The sequence below is a fragment of the Streptomyces sp. NPDC088354 genome (assembly GCF_044753585.1).
Classification (GTDB): Bacteria; Actinomycetota; Actinomycetes; order Streptomycetales; family Streptomycetaceae; genus Actinacidiphila.
Genome location: NZ_JBIVNJ010000032.1, coordinates 15,633 through 37,443, shown reverse-complemented (window position 1 = coordinate 37,443; position 21,811 = coordinate 15,633). Strand labels below are relative to the sequence as shown.

Genomic DNA, 21,811 nt, shown 5'->3' with positions numbered 1-21,811 from the left:
CAGCGGAATGGTCCGTTCGGGACGGGCGGGGACGGCGGCCCAAGGCGGCGTGTCCACCAGTGCGTTGGGCCCGGCGGGCGCCACATAACGTCCTCTTGACGATAAGTGCTCCGCATGCGAGGCTGACGCCACATCAGGGCCGCGGCCCGCCGTGCGCGGATCGCCCGATGACCTGGAGGACCCCATGGCGCACGCCCCCGTACGCAACCCGCACCTGGACGCGCGGGCCTCCGACCGGGCTGCCGGGGTGCTGCTCGGCGCGGCGGTGGGCGACGCGCTGGGTGTGCCGTACGAGTTCAAGGCGACGCTGAGCGAGGACCAGCGGCCCCGGATGATCGGCGGTGGCCTGGGCCCGTACGAGCCCGGCGAGTACTCCGACGACACGCAGATGCAGGTGTGCATCGCCCAGGTGGCGGCGACCGGCGCGGATCTGCGCAGCCCCGGGGCCCTCGATGCGATCGCCGCCAACTTCCAGCACTGGCTGAGCGAAGGCGCCAGCGACGTCGGCAACCAGACCAGCGTGATCCTCAGCACCGCCGCACGTGCGCCCGGTTCGGCGGGCACGGCGATGCGGGAGGCCGCCCGGGAGTACACCGCCGGCACCGTCCGCAGCGCCGGGAACGGCTCGTTGATGCGGACCGGGATCGTCGCCCTGGCCCACCTCGACGACGCCGCCGCGATGGCCGAGGCCGCGATCGCCGTCAGCGCGCTCACCCACCCGGACCCCGACTGCGCCGACGCCTGCGTCCTGTGGTGCTCGGGCATCCGCACCGCGGTGCTGCGCGGGACCCTCGACGGCGTGCGCGAGGGCCTGGACCTGCTGCCCGCCGAGCGCCGGGAGACCTGGGCGATGCGGCTGGACGAGGCGGAGGCCCATCCGCCGCGCCACTTCCAGAACAACGGCTGGGTCGTCCACGCCCTCCAGGCCGCCTGGTCGGCCGTCACCCGCACCGCCGTGCCCGAACTGAACCTGGCCGAAGGCCGCTTCCCCGCCCAGCACCTGCAACTGGCCCTGGAGGCGGCGGTCCGCGCCGGGACGGACACCGACACCGTCGCGGCGATCGCGGGCGCCCTCCTCGGCGCCCGCTGGGGCTGCTCCGGCATCCCGCTGGAATGGCAACTGGCCGTCAACGGCTGGCCGGACCTCGCCGCGCCCGACCTGGTCCGGCTGGCGGTGCTCACCGCCAGGGGCGGGAGCGACGACAAGCTCGGCTGGCCCTCGTCGCCGCACCTGCCGTCCGGCGGCCACCTCGGCTTCGCGCTACCCCACCCCCACGACCCCGGTGTGATCCTGGGCAACCTGGCCCTGGCCCAGGGCACCGAGCCGGTCGGTGTCGACGCCGTGGTCTCGCTGTGCCGCGTCGGCACGGCGCCGCTGCTGCCCGGCACCGACATCGAGCACGTCCGCGTCTGGCTGGTCGACCGCCCGGGGCGGAACGCCAACCTCCACTACGTCGTGGACCAGGCCGCCCGCCAGGTGCTGCGCCTGCGCCGGGAGGGCAAGCGGGTCCTGCTCCACTGCTTCGCCGGGCAGAGCCGCACCCCGGCCGTCGCGGCCGTCTACAGCCACCTGGCGAAGGGCATCGACGCGGAGAGCGCGCTGCGGGACCTGCGCCGCACGCTCACCGGCGGGTGGCACCTGTACGCACACCCCGAACTCCAGGACGCGGTGCACGAACTGACCGCGCGGACGGTCCCGGACGAGGTCCAGGAGTCCCTGAAGGCGAAGGTCGCGCCGTCCCGGGCCCGCGGGCTGATGCTCGGCCTGGCGGTGGGCGAGACGCTGGGCCGCGCCGGGGGCACGCCGCCGGCCGAGGGCCCGCTGCGGGCGGGGGTCAGCACCCAGTTGGCGTGCTTCATCGCCGAGGGCACGGTCCGCGCCCTCGTACGCGGCGCCGAGAAGGGCATCTGCCACCCGCCGTCGGTGGTGTGGCACGCGTACTGCCGGTGGGCCGCGCTGCAGGGCCTGGAGGCGAAGCGCTGGGATGCGGGCGAAGGGGCCTGGCCCGACGGCTGGCTCGCGCAGGTGCCGGTGCTGGCCGAACGGCGCGGCTCGGCACCGGCGACCGTGGCCGCGCTGGCCAGGATCGAGCAGGGCACGGCGGAGCGGCCGACGACGACCAGCCGCGGCTGCCACGCGCTGACCCGTACCCTCCCCCTCGCGGTGCTCTGCGCCGTGCAAGGCCCCGAGCTCGCTGCCGCGTGGGCGCGCGACGTCGCCGCCCTCACGCACGGCGACCCGGCCGCGCACTCCGCGGCAGCCCATGCGGCGGTGCTGGCCGGGCACTGCCTGACCGGCTCGCCGCTGCAACTGGCCCTGCGGGACGGCCTCAAGGCGCTGCGTGCCGCGGAGCGCGGCCCTGCTGCCAACGACCTGGACCGGATCGACGCGGCATTTCACGAGGCCGTCGACCATCCCGCGGACGCCGGGCGGCTCGCGCGGCTCGCTCCGGACGCCACGGCGCCGGCGGCCCTGCTGGGCGGCGTGTACGTCGCCGCGTCCTTCCCGGCACGGGAGCAGGTGGGTGACGCGCTGCGCTTCGCCGCCGGGGCACCGGACGGCGACTCCGTCGCCTGCGTGGCGGGCGCGCTGCTCGGCGCGTCCCACGGCGCGGAGGCCCTGCCGGTCGCCCTGGTCAGCCGCCACGAACTGGCCTGGGTCCTGGACACCTTGGCCCGCGACCTCGTCACGCGGCTCGCCCGCACGGACAGGGACGCGCAAGGGTGGGGCCGCTACCCCGGCTGGTGACCCGCCTCCTGATGCGTTGGCCGCGAACGTTGCCGGGGTGTTGGTGGCTCGCCGGTCGGTGCTCGCTGTGCTGGCTGGTAGGCGTCATCCTCGCTGTCGATGTGGTCGCTGGTGAGGGCGAAGATGGCAGAGCCGGTCAGACGCCGCCATGCGCTGATGTCCGTGTCGGCGGCCAGTGCCACCAGGGCCGTGTCTGGCACAAGATCCCGGAAACAGGACGATCGTCGGTCAGTGCAGGCGAAGGCGGCGTTCCTGGAGGGCGACCGCCGCACCGTCCGGTATCGGCGCACCTGCCGGTACAGCGCCCCGGGATCGGTGGCGAGCGTGCCGGACGCTGTACGGTGAGCTCGCGTCCGCCGAGGAGGCGTGCGGCCGGGCCCGGCTCCGAATCCGAATCCGAATCCGAATCCGAATCCGAATCCGTAGGAGCCTGACACATCCGGTGTGCGTGCCACCGTGGGGAGTACGGTGAAGGGGCCAGGGAACTTGGCCTGCCGGCAGCGGTGCCGAGGCGATGCGGCTTCGGGAGTCCGGAGGGCCGACCGGGCTCCGTGCTGACAAGCGAGAACAGCCATGGCCGACGTGGACAACCCCCATCTTCCCGAACACTTCCCGGACGAGATCCAGCGAGCGGTGAAACCCGGGACGGCGCTGCTGAGGCTGGAGACGACTCGGGACCGACAGGGAATCCTCGACGGTGCGTGGTGGCCGCGTTCCCGCGACATCGCCGCGGAGCTTCCCCGCCTGGTCACCGAGTTGGTCCGCTATCTGGGCCCCATCACGCGCGTCGGTCTGGACGCGACCGCCTGGGACGGACTCCCCACGCGCCTGACCGTTGACGACCGGGTCGTGCACATCGATTCCTTCCCCGTCGGTGACGACACGGTCCTGATCACCCGCGGTGACCGGGACCACTTCTCCCTGCTGGTGGTGCCACCGCGGGCCACCCCTGATGCGGCGCGCGCCGCGATGGCCAAGGCGGTACAGGCCGGCAACGTCGCCGGGGCCGAACAAATCCTCATCGACACAGGCACCAACCCGGATCGTCCGAGGCGCGTGGACGACGCCGGCGGGGGCCGGCAACCCGATGATCTGACGTGATGGTGCGGCCGAGGGTGGTCACCGGTCGGCTTGTGCGCCGGCCGGGTTAGCAGCGATACCGTGGGCATATGTCGGTTTATGTCAAGCTTGTGCTTGAAGCGCGGTCGCCCGCGGAGTCTTCCCAGGGGCCCCTGGACATGCAATACGAAGACAAGCCAGGGCTGGCGACGTACGAGTACGACGTGCACCCGAGCGGGGCCTTGCGGGTTTTGCGCGTCTCCGAGAACGCGCCGCACGTCATTGAGGGATTCTTCGGACCCGGCGCTTGGCTGCAGGTCACGGGCACGTATCTCCGAACGGGCTCCCAGTACTGATCGACGACCGGTACCGGCTCGACCGGGGCGCCAGGCCTCGCAGAGCGAGGATGGCGATGGGTAGGGCCGCCGGCCACGGTCGCCCAGCAGTGGGTGGGGGCCATGCCTCCCAGCGGGTCGTGACGCCGGTCCCGGCGAACCGGTCGGCGTCCCCTTGACACGCACCACTCCCCGCGGCGGCGAAGGCGGTACCCCTTGGTCCCGCATCCTGTGCGGGAGCGTCCGCGTCAACCGGAACGCAACGACCCCGGCGCATTCACACGCCAGGGCCGCCCTTCCGAACTGCTGCACGTGAGAGTGCACCAGTTCAGTACCTATCGTAATGCTGCCGCACTCTCGACGCGGAGACGCGGAGACGCGAAGAGCGGGTGAGCCGTATCCCGCACCTGCAGTGCGCCCAGACGCCCGCTCCGCCCCGGCACGGTGCCGTGGCCGGGCTACGCCGGGCAGGCTGGATTCGCCCGCCCCCTCCGCCTGCCGGCCCGATCGGCCACGGGCCGGTGCGTCACCCCCAGGCGATTGCCGGCGGCCAGTCGGCCCGGCGGGCCCGGGCGGTGTCCGCTCGCTTGAGGGCCTCCGTCGCCGCGTCGCCCTTATCACGGCTGCTCGTCGCCACCCGAGGCGGAATCTCTGCAGCGTGCACATGGCCGGCAGGGGTCGCACGGCCCGTGTCCTCACCGGACTGGAGCGACTGCCCGGCCCGAGGGGCCCGCGCGGTGTCGACCGTGAGGTGCAGGCGGGTGGTGCCGCCCTGCGGGCTTGCCGGGCAGCTGCGCTGTTCCGTACCCGCGAAGTGTTGCCGAAGGGCGTCAACAACCTCGCGCGCGGCCTCCGGGGACGCGGCGATGACGCGGACCTCGGCGAGCGCGGGCCAGGCCGGTGCCGTCCGTGCGGTACGCCCCTCGGGTGGCGGGCGGCCCGTGACGGTGACACGACGGGGGGAGGCCAGCAGTCGTGCGGGGCGCTGCGCGCCTGCTTCCGTGGAACGGGTGGTGCGCGGCCGACGACGGCTGTCGCCTTGCGGCTCTTCGTGCACCGTCCTGGCCAGTGAGTCAGAGGAATCGACTGCGCTTCCCTCTGGGACGGCGACAGTCCGGCGACGACGGTACGGGAGGAGATCGCCATAACGGAAAGCGCTGATCCGCTGGTCGTGACGCTCGTTGAGAGCACGGATGATCAAGGCGCCCACGACGATCATCGCGAGGAGCACGGCCAGGCTGACGAGGATCGCCATCACGTCCACGTCCCCCCGGCGTGGCCGGGCACCGCCGCCATGTCGGCCGCGGACGGGGTGCCGCCTTCCGACTCCCAGACCGCTTCGCCTCTGCGGTCGGTTCCCGCGGTTCGGAGGAGTTCATCGTCCGCCATGAGGCCGCTCGCGGTGAGTCCGCGCCGGGGGTCGGCCGCGGCTGCCATCAGCCGGGTCGCCGCGGCCAGATCGCATTCCGGCGGGATAACCAGCAGATCCAGGCGACCGGTGGTGTAGGAGAGCAGCAGCAGTTTGTTCGGGTCCTGTTCCCTGAACCACCCGACGTGGACGACATGTCCCGAGGCGGAGACCCTTCGCGGGATCACCGGCCAGAGCGCGGGGTTCACCGCGACGCGGGTCACTCGCGCCCAGCGGCGATCCAGTGTGTCGATCAGGGCCGGGAGTTCACGTGCGAGATCGCGGGAACGCGGCCACCAGGCTCCGTCCAGCAGACCACGCGCGGCAGCGGCCGGCTTCAGTGCCAACCGAGGCGGGGGTATCGGAGGTGAAGAATCCTGCCCATCAGCAGCGATGAGCGGTCGATCGAGGATGACACTCATGACACGGACCTGACTCCGGGCGTGTTCCCACTTGCCCGAGATGGTCGTTCGCCGGGAACGACACCGGCATGAGGGCCCGTGTGCGCAATGCTCCTGGTGACTCCAGGCTACTCCGGGTGGGGCCCCGGCGGGGCCGCGGTTCACCTGCGGGTTTCATCGCGGATGCTCAACGGGGCGAGCATGGGGTCGCGCTCGACACGCGGGTCCGGGCCGGAGGCTCGGTGCTGCGTCGAGCGCGAAACGGAGGAGTTCTGCCTGGCGGAGCACTGCCCAACAGGCCTTGCCCGGGCGTAGGCAGGACCGCTCCCGGAATCCGACTCGCCGAGCAAGCCGGCCGCCTTCTCCCGGCGCGAAATCGCCCCTCACCAGAGCCTGAACCACGCTCCGCCGTGGTTCCCCCGCCGGACGCGACGGCTGGGCACGACTCGCGGGGGTGGCCCCGCGCACGGAGTAGACCCCCACACCAAGGGTGCTCGGCGCCCGGCGCGGTTTCCTCGCTCTCGGCATCACATCCGCGCGCCGCGCGGCCCCACGTCACCGGGACGGCGCAGCGCGGCACGGGCGTCCCTGGCGGGAACCCGGCCCCCGGCGCGGGGGCGGGATCGCGGGCCGAACCCGACCGCGTCCTGGCGCCCCGGCCGGCGCGGGGAAAGGATTCCCCCTGAGCGCCGAATGCCCCGAATAGGTAGATTCGCCCCGGATGCCTGGGGCGCGGACGCCCGTAACGGCTTCCGCCGCAGGACCCCGGAACCGCGACCCCGAGGCGAGGAGGAAACCCATGTCCCGACCGGTCGTCGCGGGCATCGGCTGCCACGGGGGTCCGGCGGCGGGACCCCGGGCCGCGGCCGTTCCCGGTGACGGCAAGGCCGGTGCCACCGCGGACGCCACACACCCGGACAACGAGAACTCCGGCCCGCGCAGGCCGCCGAGGAACGGGGAAACCCACCATGGCCACTGACACACCCATGCAGCTCGGCATGATCGGGCTCGGCCGGATGGGCGCCAATCTCGTGCGCCGGCTGATGCGCGACGGCCACCGGTGCGTCGTGCACGACCTCAGCCGCGACGCCGTGCTGGAGCTGGAGAAGGAGGGGGCGACGGGCACCGCCTCCCTCAAGGAGTTCGTGGAGAAGCTGGAGCCGCCCCGCAACGTCTGGCTGATGCTGCCCGCCGGGGTGGTGCAGCCGACGCTCGACGAGCTCACCACTCTGCTCCAGCCGGGCGACACCGTGATCGACGGCGGCAACTCGTACTACCGCGACGACATGACCCGCGCCAAGCAGCTCGCCCCGCAGCGGATCCACTACGTGGACTGCGGCACGTCCGGCGGCGTGTGGGGGCTCGAACGCGGCTACTGCCTGATGATCGGCGGCGAGGACGAGCCGGTCGAGCGGCTGGGCCCGGTCTTCCGCACCATCGCCCCCGGCCGCGGGAACGCCGAGCCCACACCGGGCAGGACCAGGTCCGACGGGACCGCGCCGGAGGGCTATCTGCACTGCGGGCCGAGCGGCGCCGGGCACTTCGTGAAGATGGTCCACAACGGGGTGGAGTACGGGATGATGGCGGCCATCGCCGAGGGCCTGAGCATCATCCGGCACGCGGACGCGGGCCTCGGCCGCAGGACCGTCGACGCCGAGACCGCCCCGCTGCGCGAGCCCGAGGCCTACCCGTACGAGATCGACGTGGCCGAGGTCGCCGAGGTGTGGCGGCGCGGTTCGGTGATCGGCTCCTGGCTGGTCGACCTCGTCGCCGACGCGCTGGCCCGCTCGCCCCAGCTGGACTCGTTCACCGGCCGGGTCTCGGACTCCGGTGAGGGCCGCTGGACGGTTCAGGCGGCGATCGACGAGAGCGTGCCCGCCCCCGTCATCAGCGCCGCGCTCGCCGAGCGGTACGCGTCGCGCGGACTGGGCGAGTTCGGCGACAAGGTGCTGTCCGCGATGCGCGGCGAGTTCGGCGGCCACGCCGAGAAGGCCGGGTGAAGGCGCCGTGACCCACCGTTCCCCCTCATCGAGCCACGGACCGGTCCCCGAGGACCATGTGGTGGTGCTGTTCGGCGCGACCGGCGACCTCGCCCGGCGCAAGCTGCTGCCCGGACTGTTCCACCTGGCCAAGGCGGGGCTGCTGCCGGCCCGCTACCGGATCGTCGGCTCGGCTCCGGCCAAGAGCTCGCTGAGCGACGAGGACTTCCGCAAGCACGCGCGGGAGGCGGTCGCCGAGTTCGGCCGGTCGAAGCCCGAGGGCCGCGCGTGGCAGGAGTTCGAAGCGGCGCTGTCCTTCGGGGCGTGCGATCCCGGCGCCGCCGAGCCGCTGCTCGCGGCCGTCCAGGAGGCCGAGCGGGCCATCGGCGGCAGCCCGCGGCGCCTGTTCCACCTCGCGGTGCCGCCGAGCGCCTTCACGTCCGTGGTGGAGACGCTCGGGGCGAGCGGCCTCGCGAAGAACGCCCGGGTGATCGTGGAGAAGCCCTTCGGTACGGACCTCGCCTCGGCCCGCGCGCTCAACGCGTCCATCCACGCGGTGTTCGACGAGTCGCGGGTCTTCCGCATCGACCACTTCCTCGGCAAGGAGTCGGTCGACAACATCCTCGCCCTCCGCTTCGCCAACGGCCTCTTCGAGCCGGTCTGGAACCGCGACCACATCAGTCATGTGCAGATCGACGTGCCGGAGAGCATCAGCATCGAGGGCCGGGCGCAGTTCTTCGAAGGCACCGGCACCTTCCGGGACATGATCGTCACCCACCTCTTCCAGCTGCTGGGATTCGTGGCCATGGAGCCGCCCACGGCACTCGAGGCGCACTCCATGCGGGACGAGAAGGAGAAGGTCTTCCAGTCGCTCAAGCCCATCGACCCGGCCCATGTCGTCCGCGGGCAGTACGAGGGATACCGCGCCGAGCCCGGCGTGGACCCGAAGTCGGACACCGAGACCTTCGTCGCGCTGCGCGTCGGGATCGACAACTGGCGCTGGGCCGGGGTGCCCTTCTACCTGCGCTCGGGCAAGTCGCTGGGCGAGGCGCGGCACGTGGTGACGCTCGGCTTCCGGGAACCGGCCCTGCGCATGTTCCCGCTGGCCGCGCGCGAGGGCGCCGGCGTCCGGAGCAACGAGTTGCTGATCGACTTCGACGACCCCGGCCGCATCATGGCCTGCTTCCTGGTGAAGGACCCCGGGCCCGCCATGCGCCTGCGCGAGGCGGAGATGGTCTTCAGCTACGCCGAGTCCTTCAACTCGATGCACGCGCTGGAGGGCTACGAGCGCCTGCTCCTGGACGCGATGCTGGGCGACCAGTCGCTGTTCACCCGGTCCGACGGCATCGAGCGCCTGTGGGAGGCGTCCGCCCCGCTGCTGGAGAACCCGCCGCCGGTGGAGCTGTACGCGCCCGGTTCCTGGGGACCGGAGCCCGCCGTGCGCCGGCTGATCGCGCCGCACCGCTGGAGCCTGCCGCGCCGGGCGTGACGACAGGGGGGCCGGGCTTCCGGGGCGCCCGGCCGGTCGCGGCCATGCCATCATCTCCGGATGACGGAGATCGCATCGGGGCTGATACGGCGCTGGGTGGACGGCTGGGCCACTGCCCGCTCCCTGCCCGAGGCCGAGCAGGTCGGGCAGGCCGGGGACGGCCTGTGGTCCGCATGCGACCAACCCGGCCGCGAGGTCGAGGTGTTCGCGCTGCGTGCGGACGAGGAACCCGAGTCCGTGGCACGGCTGGCGGCGGCCGTCGCCACCGCGCGGCAGATCACCTGGCTCACGGTGCCCACGCTGCGCCCGGCCGCGGTCGAAGCCGTCGTGGACGCCGCCGGACTGGGGTTGCTCCACCGGTCCGAGTCGTTCATGACGACCGACCTGACCGGGCACCCGCGGCACGTACCCCTCGCGCCGTACGAGCGCGAGGTGCGCACGGAGGGATCCGTCACGGTCGTCTCCCTCCGTGACGCCTCAGGAGAGGTGGCGGCGCGCGGATCCATTGCCGTGGTCGGTCGTGACGCGATCGCCGACCGCATCGAGACCGACCCCGCGCACCGTCGGCGCGGCCTGGGCCGCGCCGTGATGAGCGCTCTGGCGGAGTCCGCGGTCTCCCGCGGCGCCCGTACCGGTCTGCTCGTCGCCAGCGAGGAAGGCCGGCGCCTCTACTCGTCCCTCGGCTGGCGCCACGCGGCCGACGTCCTGATCGCCCGCGGGCCGGTGGTTCCCTCCGGGCGGCGCCGGAGCGTGCCGTAGCCGGATGCGAGGACGCGGACGCCGGGCCCCCTGTCAGTCCGCCAGGGGGGCCGTCAGGTTCCCGATCCGCAGGACCGCCCAGCGCACCATGATCACCGTCACCATGCCGCTCGCCACGGCGGCGGTGACGATCGAGGCGGCCGAGCCGGAGTGCAGCGCGGTCAGGAACGGGACGACCAGCGTGGCCACCGCCGCCAGCGCCCCGGCGCCGTACCAGGCCAGGAACAGCACCGGGCCCAGGCCGCCGGCAGGGGACTGGGCCGACGACATCAGCAGATGGTGCTTGGTCGCACCCCGGCAGGCGTTGACCAGCGAAGCGCCCACCAGCGCCGGCACCAGGGCCGGTGCCAGCAACGCGCGGGCCCCCGCGCCTTCCCCGGCCAGCACGCCCGCCGCCGCGAGCGCGCCCACCAGCCCCAGCACGACGGGGACCGCCGTGTGCCGCAGCATCAGGTCCCGGTAGGGGTAGGGCGCCCACGACCCGCGCCGCGTGTCGTCGGTCTCCACCCGGGCCGGCTCCAGCAGCTGGGTCAGCGACCAGTAGCCGAACACCAGTGAGGCCAGCGCCGCCGCCACGCCCGTCCCGCCGTGCGCCGAGGCCGCCAGCACCGCGCCCAGCACTGCGAGCACCCCCAGCACCAGTGCCCGGCCCAGCCGGCCCGGAGTCCGCAGCAGCGCGAGCGTGTCCCGCCACGGCACGGCCAGTTCCGCCCGACGGGGCGCCGGCAGCCTCCATCGCGTCGACCGGCCGCCGCCGGTGACCCCGGCCACCGCCTGCCGCGCGGTACGGAACTCCACCGTGCGCAGCGCGGCCATCACCCCAGTCGCGGTCCGCGAACGCCGCCGTACCGCGGACAACGGCAGCGACCCGGTGAAGCGGTGTGCGGCGACCAGCGCGCCGGCCACCACCGCCGCCAGCAGGACGCCCGCGGCCCAGCCGCCCGGCAGCGCGGCCGGTGTGGGGGCGAGCGCGGCCAGCCCGGCCCAGCCCCAGGGCCCGGACCACAGCTCCACCCGTTCCAGCCCCGGCAGCCGGTCGCCTCCGACCGCCAGCACGGTCTGCGCCACCAGTGCCAGCACCGCCACGGCGACGTACGGAGTGGCCAGCCGGGCCCAGCGGGCCACCCGCTCGCTGCCTTCCACCGCGGTGGCCAGCGCGGTCGCCAGCAGGGGCAGAGCGCTGCCGCCCAGCAGGCACCAGCCGAACGCGGCGGGCAGCCCCACACCGACGGTCAGGCCCAGCGCGATCATGCCGATCGCCGCGACCAGCAGCCCGGCCCCGCCGGAGATCGCGGCCGAGCCCCAGAACCACGGCCGCAGCACCCGGGCGACGTCCACCGGCTGGGCCAGCAGCCAGTCCACGGTCTCGCGCGGCGGCACCACCGGCCCGCGCCACTGGGCGTCCCAGGCGGCGACCAGCAGCCATCCCAGCCCCAGCGCGCAGGACCCGGCCGGCAGCGCGGCCAGGATCGCCGGTCCGTGACCGGAGTAGTCGGCGCCCATGGACTTCTCGAGGAACAGCCCCATGCTCGGCAGCGCTCCCCACACCGCGAGGATCAGCGCGACGCAGTACACGGTGTAGGCGATCTGGCCGGTCCTCTTGCGGCGGTGCGGGGTGCGCAGGTCGCGGACCAGCCGCAGCGTCTCCCGCGTCCAGTCGTCCGCGTCGGACCAGGCCGCGGAGTGCTCCCCGGTGTCCTCGGTCTCCTCTGCGAGGGTGGTCACCGGGCACCGTCCGAGGTCTCGGCCAGCCAGGTCAGTCCGTCGGCGCCGGTGGCGAGCACCTTGTCCGGATGGCCGTTGGCCACCACCTTGCCGTCGCTGAGGACCAGCACCTGGTCGGCGACCGCACGGGCCAGCTCTCCGTGGTGGGTCACCAGCAGCACGGCGACGCCCTCCGCGGTCTCCTTCTTGATCAGGTCGGCCAGCTGACGCCGCGCGCCAGGGTCCAGTCGCTGTTCCGGCTCGTCCAGCAGCAGCAGGTCGCGCGGCCGGACCATCGCGGAGGCCAGCAGCAGCGACTGGAGCTGCCCGGAGGACAGTGCCCCGGGCAGCGCGTCGGCGTGGTCGGTCAGCATCCGCTCGGCCAGTACGTGGCCGATCCAGTCGCCGGCGTCCTCCACCCCGTGGGCCACCGCCACCAGCTGCAGATGCTCGCGCACGGTCAGGTCGGGGTAACAGGCCGCGGTGTCACCGACCACCGCCACCCGGGCCCGGACCGCCGGGTCGTTCTCGTTCATCGGCTTGCCGTCGAACTTCACCGTGCCGGTGCTCGGCCTGTCCCGGCCGGCCGCTATGCGCAGCAGTGTCGATTTGCCCGAGCCGTTGTGGCCGAGCAGCGCCACGCACTTCCCTGACCGGAGCCGCAGGTTCACGGTGGCCAGCGCTGTGCGCTTGCCGTAGACCCGGCTGACGCCGCTGAGTTCGAGCAATGGTGGTGCACCCATGTCGCCGGGCCTCTCGTCAACCGCGAACGCTGTCCCCGCTTCGACCTCGGAGATGGCGGCCCGGAGCGGTCCGGCCATTGTCCACGCTCCGCCGGGCCGGTGGCGCGCTGGGTGTCCTGGGGCACTCCGCGGCCCGGGCGTCGCCGACCAGGTCCTCGGCCACGCGTCGCTCCGCGACGGGCAGGAGCTGCCGCCCTGTCCCAGGAGGGACGCTTGTGCGGTCCACCATCAGCCGGTGCACACAGCCGGCCGTCGGCGGCTGCGGCCCCCAGGCGTCGTCGTCCTCCCACCAGAGCTACCAAGCCCCGACCGCACGATCGGCAGCCTCCGCGAGCCATACCTCCCCACTTTCCATGATCCGGCGGAAGTCGTCCCCGCCCAGCTCGCCAGGCTGCCAGTGAGAGTCCGGCGGGGGGCCTTGCGGGAGGGCCGCCGCACCATGCGCGGCTTCGTTCCGGTGGAGGTGGGCCGCTGCTGCAGTTCGTCGTTCATGGCGGCTACCTGGCGTTCGGGTGCGCCGATCAGTTCCTGGAGGGCGCCGGCGACCTCGGCGACGAGGGGCTCTGCGGGATCTCGCGCTCGTGGGCGGACAGGATGCGGGTCAGCTCGCCGACCCCGGCCGCTCCGCGCGCCGTCGGTGGCATCGGGCAGGTCCGCCTCCGGCCCGATGACCGCGGATCGTTCGGCGCATCAGGTGCGGGCGAGGTCGGACAGGAGCAGGGGCAGGAGGCGTTCCTCCATGACCGCGCGGCCGGAGCCGGTCATGGCCTGAGCGAGTCCGGGGTCCCAGGGACTGTGCGCGGGTGGTCCGGCCAGGGGGGTCGACTCGCCATGGCCGAGGGCGGCGGTGTAGTCGGCCGCGGTCATCCGCCAGGTCCGGGCGCCGTGGCGGGCCAGGGCGGCGGCGGTGATGCGCAGGCCCGGCCAGTCGAAGTCGGCACGCCAGTACAGCCGCACGCCGGCGCTGGCGGCGTCGCCGAGGAGCCGGTGACAAGCGGCGGACGGTACGCCCTCGGTGCAGACCAGGGCGGCACCGGTCTCCCGCAGTTCGGCGGCCGCGGCTCGCAGTACGGCCGGGTTCTCGCAGACGAAGACGGTGCGGGCGGCCGGGATGACCGGGTCGGGGGCGGAGGCGAGCTGGTGGAGGGTGAGCCGGAAGGGGATGGCGGCGTCGGCGGCCTCGCGCAGCCAGCGGCACACCGGACTGTCGCCCCTGGCGCCGGCGTTGAGGACCAGGACCTGGCTGGCGAGGTCGTCGGCGATGACTCCGGCGCTCTCCCACAGGACGCGCCGTCCCGCCCGGTCGCGCGGGACCTCGCCGTCCCCGCGTTCGGCCAGCGCGCGCAGCACGAGCTGTTCCAGCGGAGTGCCGGAGGCGAGAGACTTGGTGTCGCCGGTGGCCCGTTCGGCGAGCACCGGCAGCGGCGCGATGCGTGCGGGGTCCTCGGGAAGCGCTTCCAGGACGCGGACGGCGGCTCCGAGCAGGGGTGCGTCGGCGCGGCGCACCAGGCGGGTGAGGGTGCCGTCGGCGGCGATCCGGTCCAGCCATCGGGTGAACCAGGTGTGAGCGGCGAGCCGGCTGGAGCGGGCGGAGTCCAGCGCCGCCGCGCGGCGGGTGTCCTCGGCGGCGCGTTCGGCGGGCCGGTCGCGCAGCGGGCCGTCGAGGCGGGCGAGGGTCTGCGTCAGGCCGGTGCCGTATCGGTGGCGCAGGTACGCGTCCAGGTCGTGCAGCGGCACGGTCAGGCGCCGCACGGTCTCGGGCCGGTAGCGGCCGGTGATGCCGATGACGGTGCGGCGTTCGCTCTCGGCGGGCGCGGTCAGTCCGATGTCGCCGTCCAGCGCGCCGCCGGTCCGCTCCAGCCTGCGCCGGGCCGCGGCCAGCAGCCGGGCCCAGCCGTCGCCGCGCAGCTCCTCGTATGCCGCCGGTCCGCCCTCATCCGGCAACGGCGGCCTCCCGCTGGGCGGGCGGGACGCGCCGGGTGCCGGGCGAGCCGAGGGCGGCGGTCAGATCGCCGGTGTCGTCGGCGAGCAGCCGCGCGCCGTCCCAGACGAGCAGCAGCGCGGAGACGGTGTGGTCGATCGCCGAGTGGGCGAGGTCGTAGTGGGCGGCGGCGGGCACGGCGGCGTGCGCGGCCCACAGGTCGTACCCGGTCATGAACAGGTCGAGGTCGAACTGGGCGGCCAGCGACATCAGTTCGCCCCGTCCGGTGTCGTCGACGCCCGCGAACGCCTCGTCGAGGGCGAGCAGCCGCGGGGCATGGGGGTGGGCGGAGTTGAGCATGGCGTGCGCGGCGGCGAACAGCGGCAGGTGCAGCGAGACGGACTGCTCGCCGCCCGACAGGCGACTGTGCCGGGCGCGGGTGAGCTTCTCCTCGGACTTGTCGGGGCGTACCAGCTGGAACGCGAACTGCCGCCAGCGCCGGTAGTCCAGCACCTGGGTGAGCAGGTCGCGGTAGGGCAGGTCGCGGTGGCGGGCGCGGGCGTTCTTGATCTGCGTGGCGAAGTGGGTGCGCGTCCGGGTCAGCCCGTCGGGGCCGAGCCGGGCGGCGTCGGCGTCGAGGAGGGCGCAGACGGCGCGCTGCTCGTCGTCGAGATGGTCCGCGAGCAGCCAGCTGACGCCGACGGTCGTGCCCGAGGACATGGTGCGGCTGCGCATGTCGGTGTTCATCCGCCGGATCAGGTCGCGGGCGTCGACGGTGCGGTCGTGGATCTGCTGGGCGAGCCGGGTGAGCAGGGCGTCCTCCAGGATGCGCTGCTCGGAGTCGCTGAGGAGTTCGGCCTGGTCGCGGCGGTGGGCGGCGATCTTCTCGGCGAAGGAGGCGACGGGCAGCGGGCCCTCCTCGTCGGCGACGCGCACCAGGATGACGCCGTCGGAGCCGTCCCATTCGGGCCGGTAGTCCTGTCCTGCGGCGGCGAGTTGGGCCTGAAGGTCGTCCAGGGCCCGGGTGAGGCGGGTGACGGACTGCTTGATGCTGCTCTCGGTGGGCGCCAGGTCGCGGGTGGCGGCCAGGATGGCCTGGTGCACGGCGGCCACGGCGGGCGGCAGGTCGTCGCCGGTCCAGTCGGCCTCCTGCGCCGGCCAGGCCAGGCCCGGCGGGCAGCGCAGGATGTCCAGCAGTTCCCGGGCGGCGTACGGGCGCAGCCCCCGGGCGGTGTCCTTCTCCTCGGCTGCGGCGACCGCCCGGGCCTCGGCTGCTGCTGTGGCGCGGGCCTCGGCGGCGGCGGTGGCCGCGATCGCGGTGTGCTGGGCGGCACGGGCCGCCTCGGCCTCCCGGGCCAGGGTGTCGATGCCGTCCTCGGTCTCCTGCACCTGACGCATCACGTCCTGCGCCTCGGCCCCGACGGCCTCCTGAAGGGCGTCGAGCTTGGCCGCCTCCTCGGTGTGGCGGCGGCGTGCGGAGCGTTCGGCGTCCGCCGCGGCCTCCTCGTCCTCGGCGGCGGCGGTGAGCCGGTCGGCGGCGGCCCGGGCGGCCTCGCGCTGCCCGGTGTGTTCGCGGCGCCGGGCGGCCAGGTCGCGTACCGCCTGCTCGAAGGCCCGGACGGCGGTTTCGACGGCGTCGGTCCGGTCGGCGGGGATACCGTGCTCGGCGGCGGCGCGCTGCAGGGCGCGGTGTGCGGCCGAGCCGGCGGCGACGGCTTCGTCGTACGAGCCCTGCGCGGTGTCGGCGGCCTCGCGGGTGGCGCGCAGGGCGGCCGCCGCCCGGTCGAGCTCGCGCAGCGCCCGGGTGATGCCGCCGGTGCGGGGCAGGGCGGCGCGGGCGTCGGCCCAGGCCTCCAGGGCGCTTTCGGTGCGGGTGCGGGTGCGGGCCAGTTCGTCGAGTGCTGCGGTGAGTTCGGCGATCCGCTCCTCGCACGCGGCGATCCGGGCGGCGCGGCGGCGCTCGCGGGCGGTGGCCCCGACGTACTCGGCGTGCTCCTTGCTGTGCGCGCCGATCAGCACTCCGGCCGCGTACCGGCCGTCCGGGCTGATCTGCGGGGTGCCGGAGGTGATGGCGACGGAGCGCAGTACGGCGGTGATCCGCTCGGCGGGCAGGGCGGTGCCGTCCTCGGGCCGCAGCAGGTCGGCCAGGCTCGGGCCGCTCACCGGTTCGCCCGCGCGCAGGTAGCCGTCGCCGCATCCGGCGGGCACGTCGGTGTCCTCGGCGGTGATGAGGGCGTCGAGGAGGCCGGAGGCCTCCAGAGCGGCTTCCAGCCCGGCGCGCCGGCTGTCGCTCAGGTCGTCGGTGAAGTCGACGAGTTGCCACAGCGGTGCGCCGTGGCGCTGCGTCCGGTCGGCGGTGCGGCCGCGGGCCGGGGGTGGGGCGTCGTCGTGCTCGGCGGCGATCCGGTCGCGCTCGGCCTCGGTCTCGGCGCGGCGGTGTTCGACGTCGGCGGCCTGGGCGCGCAGCGAGGCGAGGGTGTCGCGCAGTTCCTGCACGGCCGGGGCGGTGGCCTCGGCGAAGACGTCGGTGAGGCCGGCCGCCTCGGGCTCCCCGGTGCGCTCCAGGGCTTCGGCAAGCCGGTCGGCACCGTCCGGCGGGAGGAGCGTGCCGTGGGCCGCCTGCCACTGGCCGAGCGCGGTGCGGGCCTGTTCGCGGGCGGACTCCACCGCCGACTCGGTGTCGGCTTCGGCGGTTTCGGCCGCCGCGACGGCTTCCTGGGCGCGGTCGAGTGCGGCCCGGGCCAGGTCGCGGGTCTGCTCGGCGGCGCGGCAGGCCTGCTGGGCGGTGCGCACGGCCCGTACGCCCTCCTGGCGGGCGGCGGCGAGTGCCGCGGAGCGCTCCGCGATCCAGTCGGGTCCGGCGTCGGCGGGGCTCCAGGGGATGCCCGCGGCGTGGGCGTGGTCGGCGACGGCGGCGGCGTCGCGGGAGACTGCGGCGTCGAGTTCGGCGGCGAGGCGCTCGGCCCGCTCCGCGTCGGCGCGGGCGCGGCCGGTGGCGGCGGTGCGGCGTGCGCGTTCGGCCGCCGCCTGGCGGGCCGTGTGCTCGCAGGTGCGTACCAGACGTTCCAGGTCGGCGAGCTGCTCGACGGCCTGGTAGGCGGCGGACGCGCGGAGCTGCTCCAGGCGGGCGCGCTGGGCGGCCAGCGCGGCGTCGGCGCCTTCCGCGCGTGTTCCGGCGGCGGCCTGCCGCTCGCGGGCCGCCGCCAACTCCTCGTCGGCGGTGTGCAGCGCGGCGGTGCGGTCGGCGGTCTCGGCGCGGCGGGTGGTGAGCCGGTCGGCGGCGGTGCGGGCGTGGACTCGGAGATAGGTGGAGTAGCTGAGCAGGAAGGCCCGGGTGGCGTCGTCGGCGGCGGTCAGGCCCTCCAGGGTGCGCTGGACGGACTCCATGTCGTCGAAGGAGCGGGCGGCTTCGGCGATCAGGTCGTCGTCGAGCGGGCGCAGGCCCTCGCTGAGGGTGTCGGACAGCTTGGCCGGGTCGAGGTTCTTGGCGAGCTGCGGGCGGCGCAGCGTGAGGATCAGGGTGAGCAGCTGCTCGTACCGTTCCTGGCCGAGGCCGAACAGGCGGCGGTCGACGGCAGCGCGGTAGTCGGTCGCCGAGACGATCAGCTCGTGTCCGAGTTCGGCCGCGAGCTGCTTCTTGGTCATCGGCCGGTCGTCGTCGGTGAGCAGGGAGAAGTCCTGGCCGACCCGGCCTTCGGTGACGAAGTGCCAGCGGGCCGGGGTGTCCCGGTGGCGCTGGGCGTGCAGTCCGATGCCGCACGTGACGGCCTGGCCGGTGGTGGAGTGGGTGAACTCGATCCAGACGTAGCCGAGCGCGCTGTCCTGCCCGCGGAAGAGCAGGTTGGACTTCATGGTGCGGTCCTCGGCGGCGAACGGGTTGAGCCGCTTGGGGTCGATCCGGCCGTCGAGGACGAAGGGGAAGAGGACTTCGAGGGCCTTGGTCTTGCCGGATCCGTTGGGACCGCGCAGCACCAGCCAGCCGCTCGCGAAGGAGAACTCCTCGTCCCGGTAGTCCCATAGGTTGACGATCCCGGCGCGGGTCGGGACATAACGGGAGCGCGGGGCGGGGGCCTGAGCGGGGATGCTCACTGCGTCGGGTCCTTCACGAGGTCGTCGGAGGTGGGTGCGGGGTCGGGCCGGTCCTGTGGCCTGGCGGGTGCACGGGTCTTCACCTGGGCGGTGACGCCGCGGTAGCGGGCCAGCAGCGGCAGGGCGAGGGCGCCGCCGTCGACGCGCGCGATCAGCGACATGGCGGCCAGCAGGCCGAGGGCCTGGTCGAGCAGCCGGTCCGGGTCGCCGCGCAGGTCGGCGGAGAAGCCCGCGCCGTACTCGCCGATGATCTCCTTGAGCCTGCCGCGCAGCCAGGAGTCGGTGACGAAGGGATGGCGGACCTCCGCCAGCGGCTCCTCCTGCGCCTCGTACGGGGAAGCCCTCGGCTCGTCCGGCTCCGGTTCTCCCGGTACGCCCGGGGCTCCCGGCGCCGGGAGGGCGTCGTCGATGCGCCGGGCGTGGGCCGCGAGGCGTTCGGCGGCGGTGGGCGCGGACAGCAGTTCCGGGGCGTGCCGTCCGGTGCGCTGTGCGGCCGCGCTGATCCGGGCACCGAGCAGCAGGGCGGCCTGCGCGACCGTGCCGCCGCCGGGAAAGCGGATGTCGGACAGTCGCCCCGAGGTGTCGATCAGGGCGACGCCCTCGGCCCTGCGCTCCACCGCCAGCCCGGTCAGGCGTTCCAGGTCCTCGGTGAGGGCGGGGGCGCGCAGTTGGCCGACGAGGTCGGGGTCGGTGTCGGCGTAGTACGCGACCGGGTTCTCCAGCACCAGGCGGCGGGCGCGGCGGGCCTGGTCGCGGCGCTGGGCGGCGCGGCCCGCCGACATGCTCAGCGCGCTGCCGGAGCCCAGCAGCGCGGTGACCGAGGTCAGGTGCTGCAGGACGCGGGTGGGGTGGTGGACGGCGGTGAGGATCTCGCGGTCGATGTCGTACAGGGCCTCGGCGCGTTCGGGGTCGCCGGCCCAGGCGGTTGCGGAACCGTCGGCGATGGTGAGCGCGCCGCGTTCGGTGAGCCAGGTGACGGCGTCCACGAACGCGTCCCGGTCGGCCTTGCGGGTGGTGTCCAGACCGAGCCCGTCGATGCGCGCGGCGTCGGCGGCGACCGCCTCGGCCAGTTCGCCGAGGGCGACCTGCGCGCCGTGGCGGCCCAGAGCGGCGAGGGTGAGCGCCAGGTAGGCGTAGCGGCGGCGGTCGAAGGGGCGGCCCGCGCGGGTGAGGGCGGGGCGGGTGGGGTCCAGGCTGTCCTGGGTGCGCTGCAGCCGGGCGGTGTCGGCGGTGGTGATCAGCCGGTAGCCGAGCGTCTCCATCAGGTCGGTGCGCAGTTGCTCCGCCCAGCGGCGCACGAGGGGCAGGGCGGCGGTGTCCGGGTACCCGGCCGTGATCAGCGAATACCGCAGGACCAGCCGTACGGCCTTCTGGTAGTCGGCGAGTTCGAGCGGGGAGACGTCCTCGGCGACGCGGCTCATGCGGCCTCGCTCCCCTCGGTCGGGCGCGCGCCCGGCGCGCGCAATTGCGTCGTTCGCTCGCTCATGCGGTGACCTCCAGGCGCAGCCCGTCCAGGTGGAGCCGTCCACGAACGGTGTCGACGGTGGTGGAACCCTCGGCGGGTGTGAGGGTGAGGCGTACGCCGTGGGCGGACCCGGATGCGGCGGCGACGGTGCGGCTGGCGGGAACCCGGGCGGCCAGCGCCACGTCCAGCAGGGCGAGCAGCGCCCGCGTCTCGGCCTCCCCGAGTGTCCTGCTGTACACCCCGTCCGCCGCCAGGTGGGCGGCGGCGTCCCTGCGCTCGGCCTGTTCCTGCAGCTGCCCGGCGCGCAGCCGGGCCCGCTGCGCGTCGTTGCGTTCGATGCGCCCGGGACCGTGCAGGGCGGGGGTGCGGCCGGACTGCACCAAGGTGCGGGCCAGCTCCACCGGCTCGGCGTCCCACCAGGACGCACGGCCGGGGATCTGCTCGGGGTCGGCGTACGGCACGCCGGCATGGCGGGGCGCGCCGAGCCCGAAGACCGCCTGGAACAGGGCGTGCGCGTCCTCGTCGCTTTCGCACGAGGTGAACCACTGTGCGAGGTGGCGTAGTTGGCTCTCCCGGCTCACCCCGCCGCGCCGGGCCTCGGTGACCCGTCGCAGCAGGGCGAGGACGGAGCGGATGGCGGTGACGGTGGCGTCCTGCAGTCGCTCGGCCTCGCTGTGCTCGCGCTCGGCGAACCAGTGGACGATGCCCTCCCACCGGTGCCGCCAGTCCGCGAGGCGCTCGGCGGGGCTGCGGAAGAGCCGCTCGTCGGCCTCGGCGGCATACTCGACCATGCGCTCCACACCGGTGGCGGCGGTCTTCTCGACGGCCTCGGCCAGCAGCGGGGCGTACCGGCCCAGCTCGGCGGTGAACTCGCGCATGTGCGCCAGCAGAGTGTCCTTGTGGGTGAGGAACACCTCGGGCCGGGTGTCGTTGGTGCGCGCCAGATCGCCCAGCATGAGGTAGAAGCGGGCGGCGCGCTGCGCCATCTCGTTCAGCACGGAGTCCAGGCGGCCGAGCTTGCGGTACACCTCCTCGGCGTCACCGGCGGTGTTGGCCTCGGCAAGCGCGTGCAGATCCGCCAGGACGTCCGGGAAGACGAGCCGGGACAGCTGGGCGTCCTCAAGCCGCGCGCCGAGCACGTCCTCCACGGCCCGGTACGCCCGGTATCCGGCCTGGGTGAACTGGTAGACGTAGTGGCGGTTGCGGTACTCCGCGAGGTTCGCCGCGCGTGTCCCGTCGTACGAGCGGTCCAGGATCCGCCAGTCGGCGAGCGCGTCGAGCAGCGACTGCACGTCGCCCACGGCCGCGGCGGCGGGGTGGTCGGCGGCGATCCGTTCCAGCAGCCCGGCGGCCTCCGAAGCATGCAGCAGCACCTGGTAGTTGGCCCGCCCGCGGTCGAAGGCGCGCAGCAGCCAGAGGTAGTCGCCGCGCTTCTCGGCGGCGGCGAAGTGGAACAGCCGCAATCGGTCGTCGAGGGTGAAGGCGTCGATACCGAACGCACCCTCGGATGCGGCATCGGGGACGTCGGGCTCGTCATGCACGGATGCGGCGGCTTTCCTGGTTTCTCAGCACGGGCGGACACCAGTCTGCCGCACCCGGACGGGTGCATGGGACGGCGCCCTCATCGCGCCGGAACGTGACCGCACATGATCGGTTCCCCACCGTGGACGTGAGCACATGGACCGTGGGCGATCTCTCGAGCGCCGGCGC

At 74.2% G+C, this 21,811-nt stretch carries 14 protein-coding genes and 1 pseudogene; 6 read left to right on the top strand and 9 right to left on the bottom strand.

The features are described 5' to 3' along the window. The first annotated feature begins 184 nt into the window (after positions 1-184). Complete coding sequence (locus ACIP98_RS32305; RefSeq protein WP_401979289.1) at positions 185-2,749, top strand: ADP-ribosylglycohydrolase family protein; 2,565 nt, start codon at positions 185-187, stop codon at positions 2,747-2,749. A gap of 573 nt (positions 2,750-3,322) precedes the next feature. Then, complete coding sequence (locus tag ACIP98_RS32300) at positions 3,323-3,850, top strand: DUF5994 family protein (RefSeq protein ID WP_319664718.1); 528 nt, start codon at positions 3,323-3,325, stop codon at positions 3,848-3,850. Positions 3,851-4,669: 819 nt separating this feature from the next. Here the strand turns inward: ACIP98_RS32300 and ACIP98_RS32295 are convergent. Next, complete coding sequence (locus tag ACIP98_RS32295) at positions 4,670-5,398, bottom strand: hypothetical protein (RefSeq protein ID WP_401979288.1); 729 nt, start codon at positions 5,396-5,398, stop codon at positions 4,670-4,672. After that, a complete protein-coding gene (locus ACIP98_RS32290; protein WP_401979287.1) occupies positions 5,398-5,973 on the bottom strand; it encodes a DUF5994 family protein in 576 nt (191 codons plus the stop codon). The genes ACIP98_RS32295 and ACIP98_RS32290 overlap by 1 nt, the downstream gene beginning before the upstream one ends. Before the next feature lie 778 nt (positions 5,974-6,751). Between ACIP98_RS32290 and ACIP98_RS32285 the strand changes: the two genes are divergently transcribed. The 4 genes from ACIP98_RS32285 to ACIP98_RS32270 are packed head-to-tail and all read left to right on the top strand — an operon-like array spanning position 6,752 to position 10,179. Further along, the gene (locus ACIP98_RS32285; RefSeq protein WP_319664720.1) at positions 6,752-6,931 is read left to right on the top strand and encodes a hypothetical protein; all 180 of its coding nucleotides are present in this window, start codon (positions 6,752-6,754) and stop codon (positions 6,929-6,931) included. Then, positions 6,921-7,952: a phosphogluconate dehydrogenase (NAD(+)-dependent, decarboxylating) gene (gene gnd / locus ACIP98_RS32280; RefSeq protein ID WP_401979285.1), complete on the top strand. Its 1,032-nt coding sequence runs from the start codon at positions 6,921-6,923 to the stop codon at positions 7,950-7,952. The genes ACIP98_RS32285 and gnd overlap by 11 nt, the downstream gene beginning before the upstream one ends. 7 nt (positions 7,953-7,959) lie before the next feature. Further along, a complete protein-coding gene (gene zwf, locus ACIP98_RS32275) occupies positions 7,960-9,420 on the top strand; it encodes a glucose-6-phosphate dehydrogenase (protein WP_401979284.1) in 1,461 nt (486 codons plus the stop codon). Positions 9,421-9,480: 60 nt separating this feature from the next. Next, positions 9,481-10,179, top strand: coding sequence for a GNAT family N-acetyltransferase (locus ACIP98_RS32270; protein ID WP_401979282.1), 699 nt, complete (start codon positions 9,481-9,483; stop codon positions 10,177-10,179). A 33-nt stretch (positions 10,180-10,212) separates the two neighbouring features. Here ACIP98_RS32270 and ACIP98_RS32265 read toward each other — a convergent pair whose 3' ends face one another. From ACIP98_RS32265 to ACIP98_RS32235, 7 genes and pseudogenes are all read right to left on the bottom strand, one after another. Next, complete coding sequence (locus ACIP98_RS32265; RefSeq protein ID WP_401979281.1) at positions 10,213-11,904, bottom strand: hypothetical protein; 1,692 nt, start codon at positions 11,902-11,904, stop codon at positions 10,213-10,215. Beyond that, positions 11,901-12,626, bottom strand: a complete 726-nt coding sequence (locus ACIP98_RS32260; RefSeq protein ID WP_401979341.1) for an ABC transporter ATP-binding protein — start codon at positions 12,624-12,626, stop codon at positions 11,901-11,903. The genes ACIP98_RS32265 and ACIP98_RS32260 overlap by 4 nt, the downstream gene beginning before the upstream one ends. A 16-nt stretch (positions 12,627-12,642) precedes the next feature. Then, positions 12,643-13,023, bottom strand: a pseudogene (locus tag ACIP98_RS32255) (N-acetyltransferase); the annotation flags it as partial. 293 nt (positions 13,024-13,316) lie between these two features. Continuing rightward, positions 13,317-14,570, bottom strand: a complete 1,254-nt coding sequence (locus tag ACIP98_RS32250; RefSeq protein WP_401979279.1) for a TIGR02679 family protein — start codon at positions 14,568-14,570, stop codon at positions 13,317-13,319. Next, positions 14,560-18,636 (bottom strand): TIGR02680 family protein, encoded by a 4,077-nt coding sequence (locus ACIP98_RS32245; protein WP_401979277.1) that lies wholly within the window; start codon positions 18,634-18,636, stop codon positions 14,560-14,562. The genes ACIP98_RS32250 and ACIP98_RS32245 overlap by 11 nt, the downstream gene beginning before the upstream one ends. Further along, complete coding sequence (locus tag ACIP98_RS32240) at positions 18,633-20,057, bottom strand: TIGR02678 family protein (RefSeq protein ID WP_401979275.1); 1,425 nt, start codon at positions 20,055-20,057, stop codon at positions 18,633-18,635. Before ACIP98_RS32240 ends, ACIP98_RS32245 begins: the two co-directional genes overlap by 4 nt. Before the next feature lie 61 nt (positions 20,058-20,118). Beyond that, positions 20,119-21,642, bottom strand: coding sequence for a TIGR02677 family protein (locus tag ACIP98_RS32235; protein ID WP_401979273.1), 1,524 nt, complete (start codon positions 21,640-21,642; stop codon positions 20,119-20,121). Positions 21,643-21,811 lie beyond the last annotated feature (169 nt).

Bases quoted from the DNA above. Each gene is read 5' to 3' on its own strand.
- ACIP98_RS32305 (WP_401979289.1), top strand. From the start codon at position 185: ATGGCGCACGCCCCCGTACGCAACCCGCACCTGGACGCGCGGGCCTCC.
- ACIP98_RS32300 (WP_319664718.1), top strand. From the start codon at position 3,323: ATGGCCGACGTGGACAACCCCCATCTTCCCGAACACTTCCCGGACGAG.
- ACIP98_RS32295 (WP_401979288.1), bottom strand. From the start codon at position 5,398: ATGGCGATCCTCGTCAGCCTGGCCGTGCTCCTCGCGATGATCGTCGTG.
- ACIP98_RS32290 (WP_401979287.1), bottom strand. From the start codon at position 5,973: ATGAGTGTCATCCTCGATCGACCGCTCATCGCTGCTGATGGGCAGGAT.
- ACIP98_RS32285 (WP_319664720.1), top strand. From the start codon at position 6,752: ATGTCCCGACCGGTCGTCGCGGGCATCGGCTGCCACGGGGGTCCGGCG.
- gnd (WP_401979285.1), top strand. From the start codon at position 6,921: ATGGCCACTGACACACCCATGCAGCTCGGCATGATCGGGCTCGGCCGG.
- ACIP98_RS32270 (WP_401979282.1), top strand. From the start codon at position 9,481: ATGACGGAGATCGCATCGGGGCTGATACGGCGCTGGGTGGACGGCTGG.
- ACIP98_RS32260 (WP_401979341.1), bottom strand. From the start codon at position 12,626: ATGGGTGCACCACCATTGCTCGAACTCAGCGGCGTCAGCCGGGTCTAC.
- ACIP98_RS32240 (WP_401979275.1), bottom strand. From the start codon at position 20,057: ATGAGCCGCGTCGCCGAGGACGTCTCCCCGCTCGAACTCGCCGACTAC.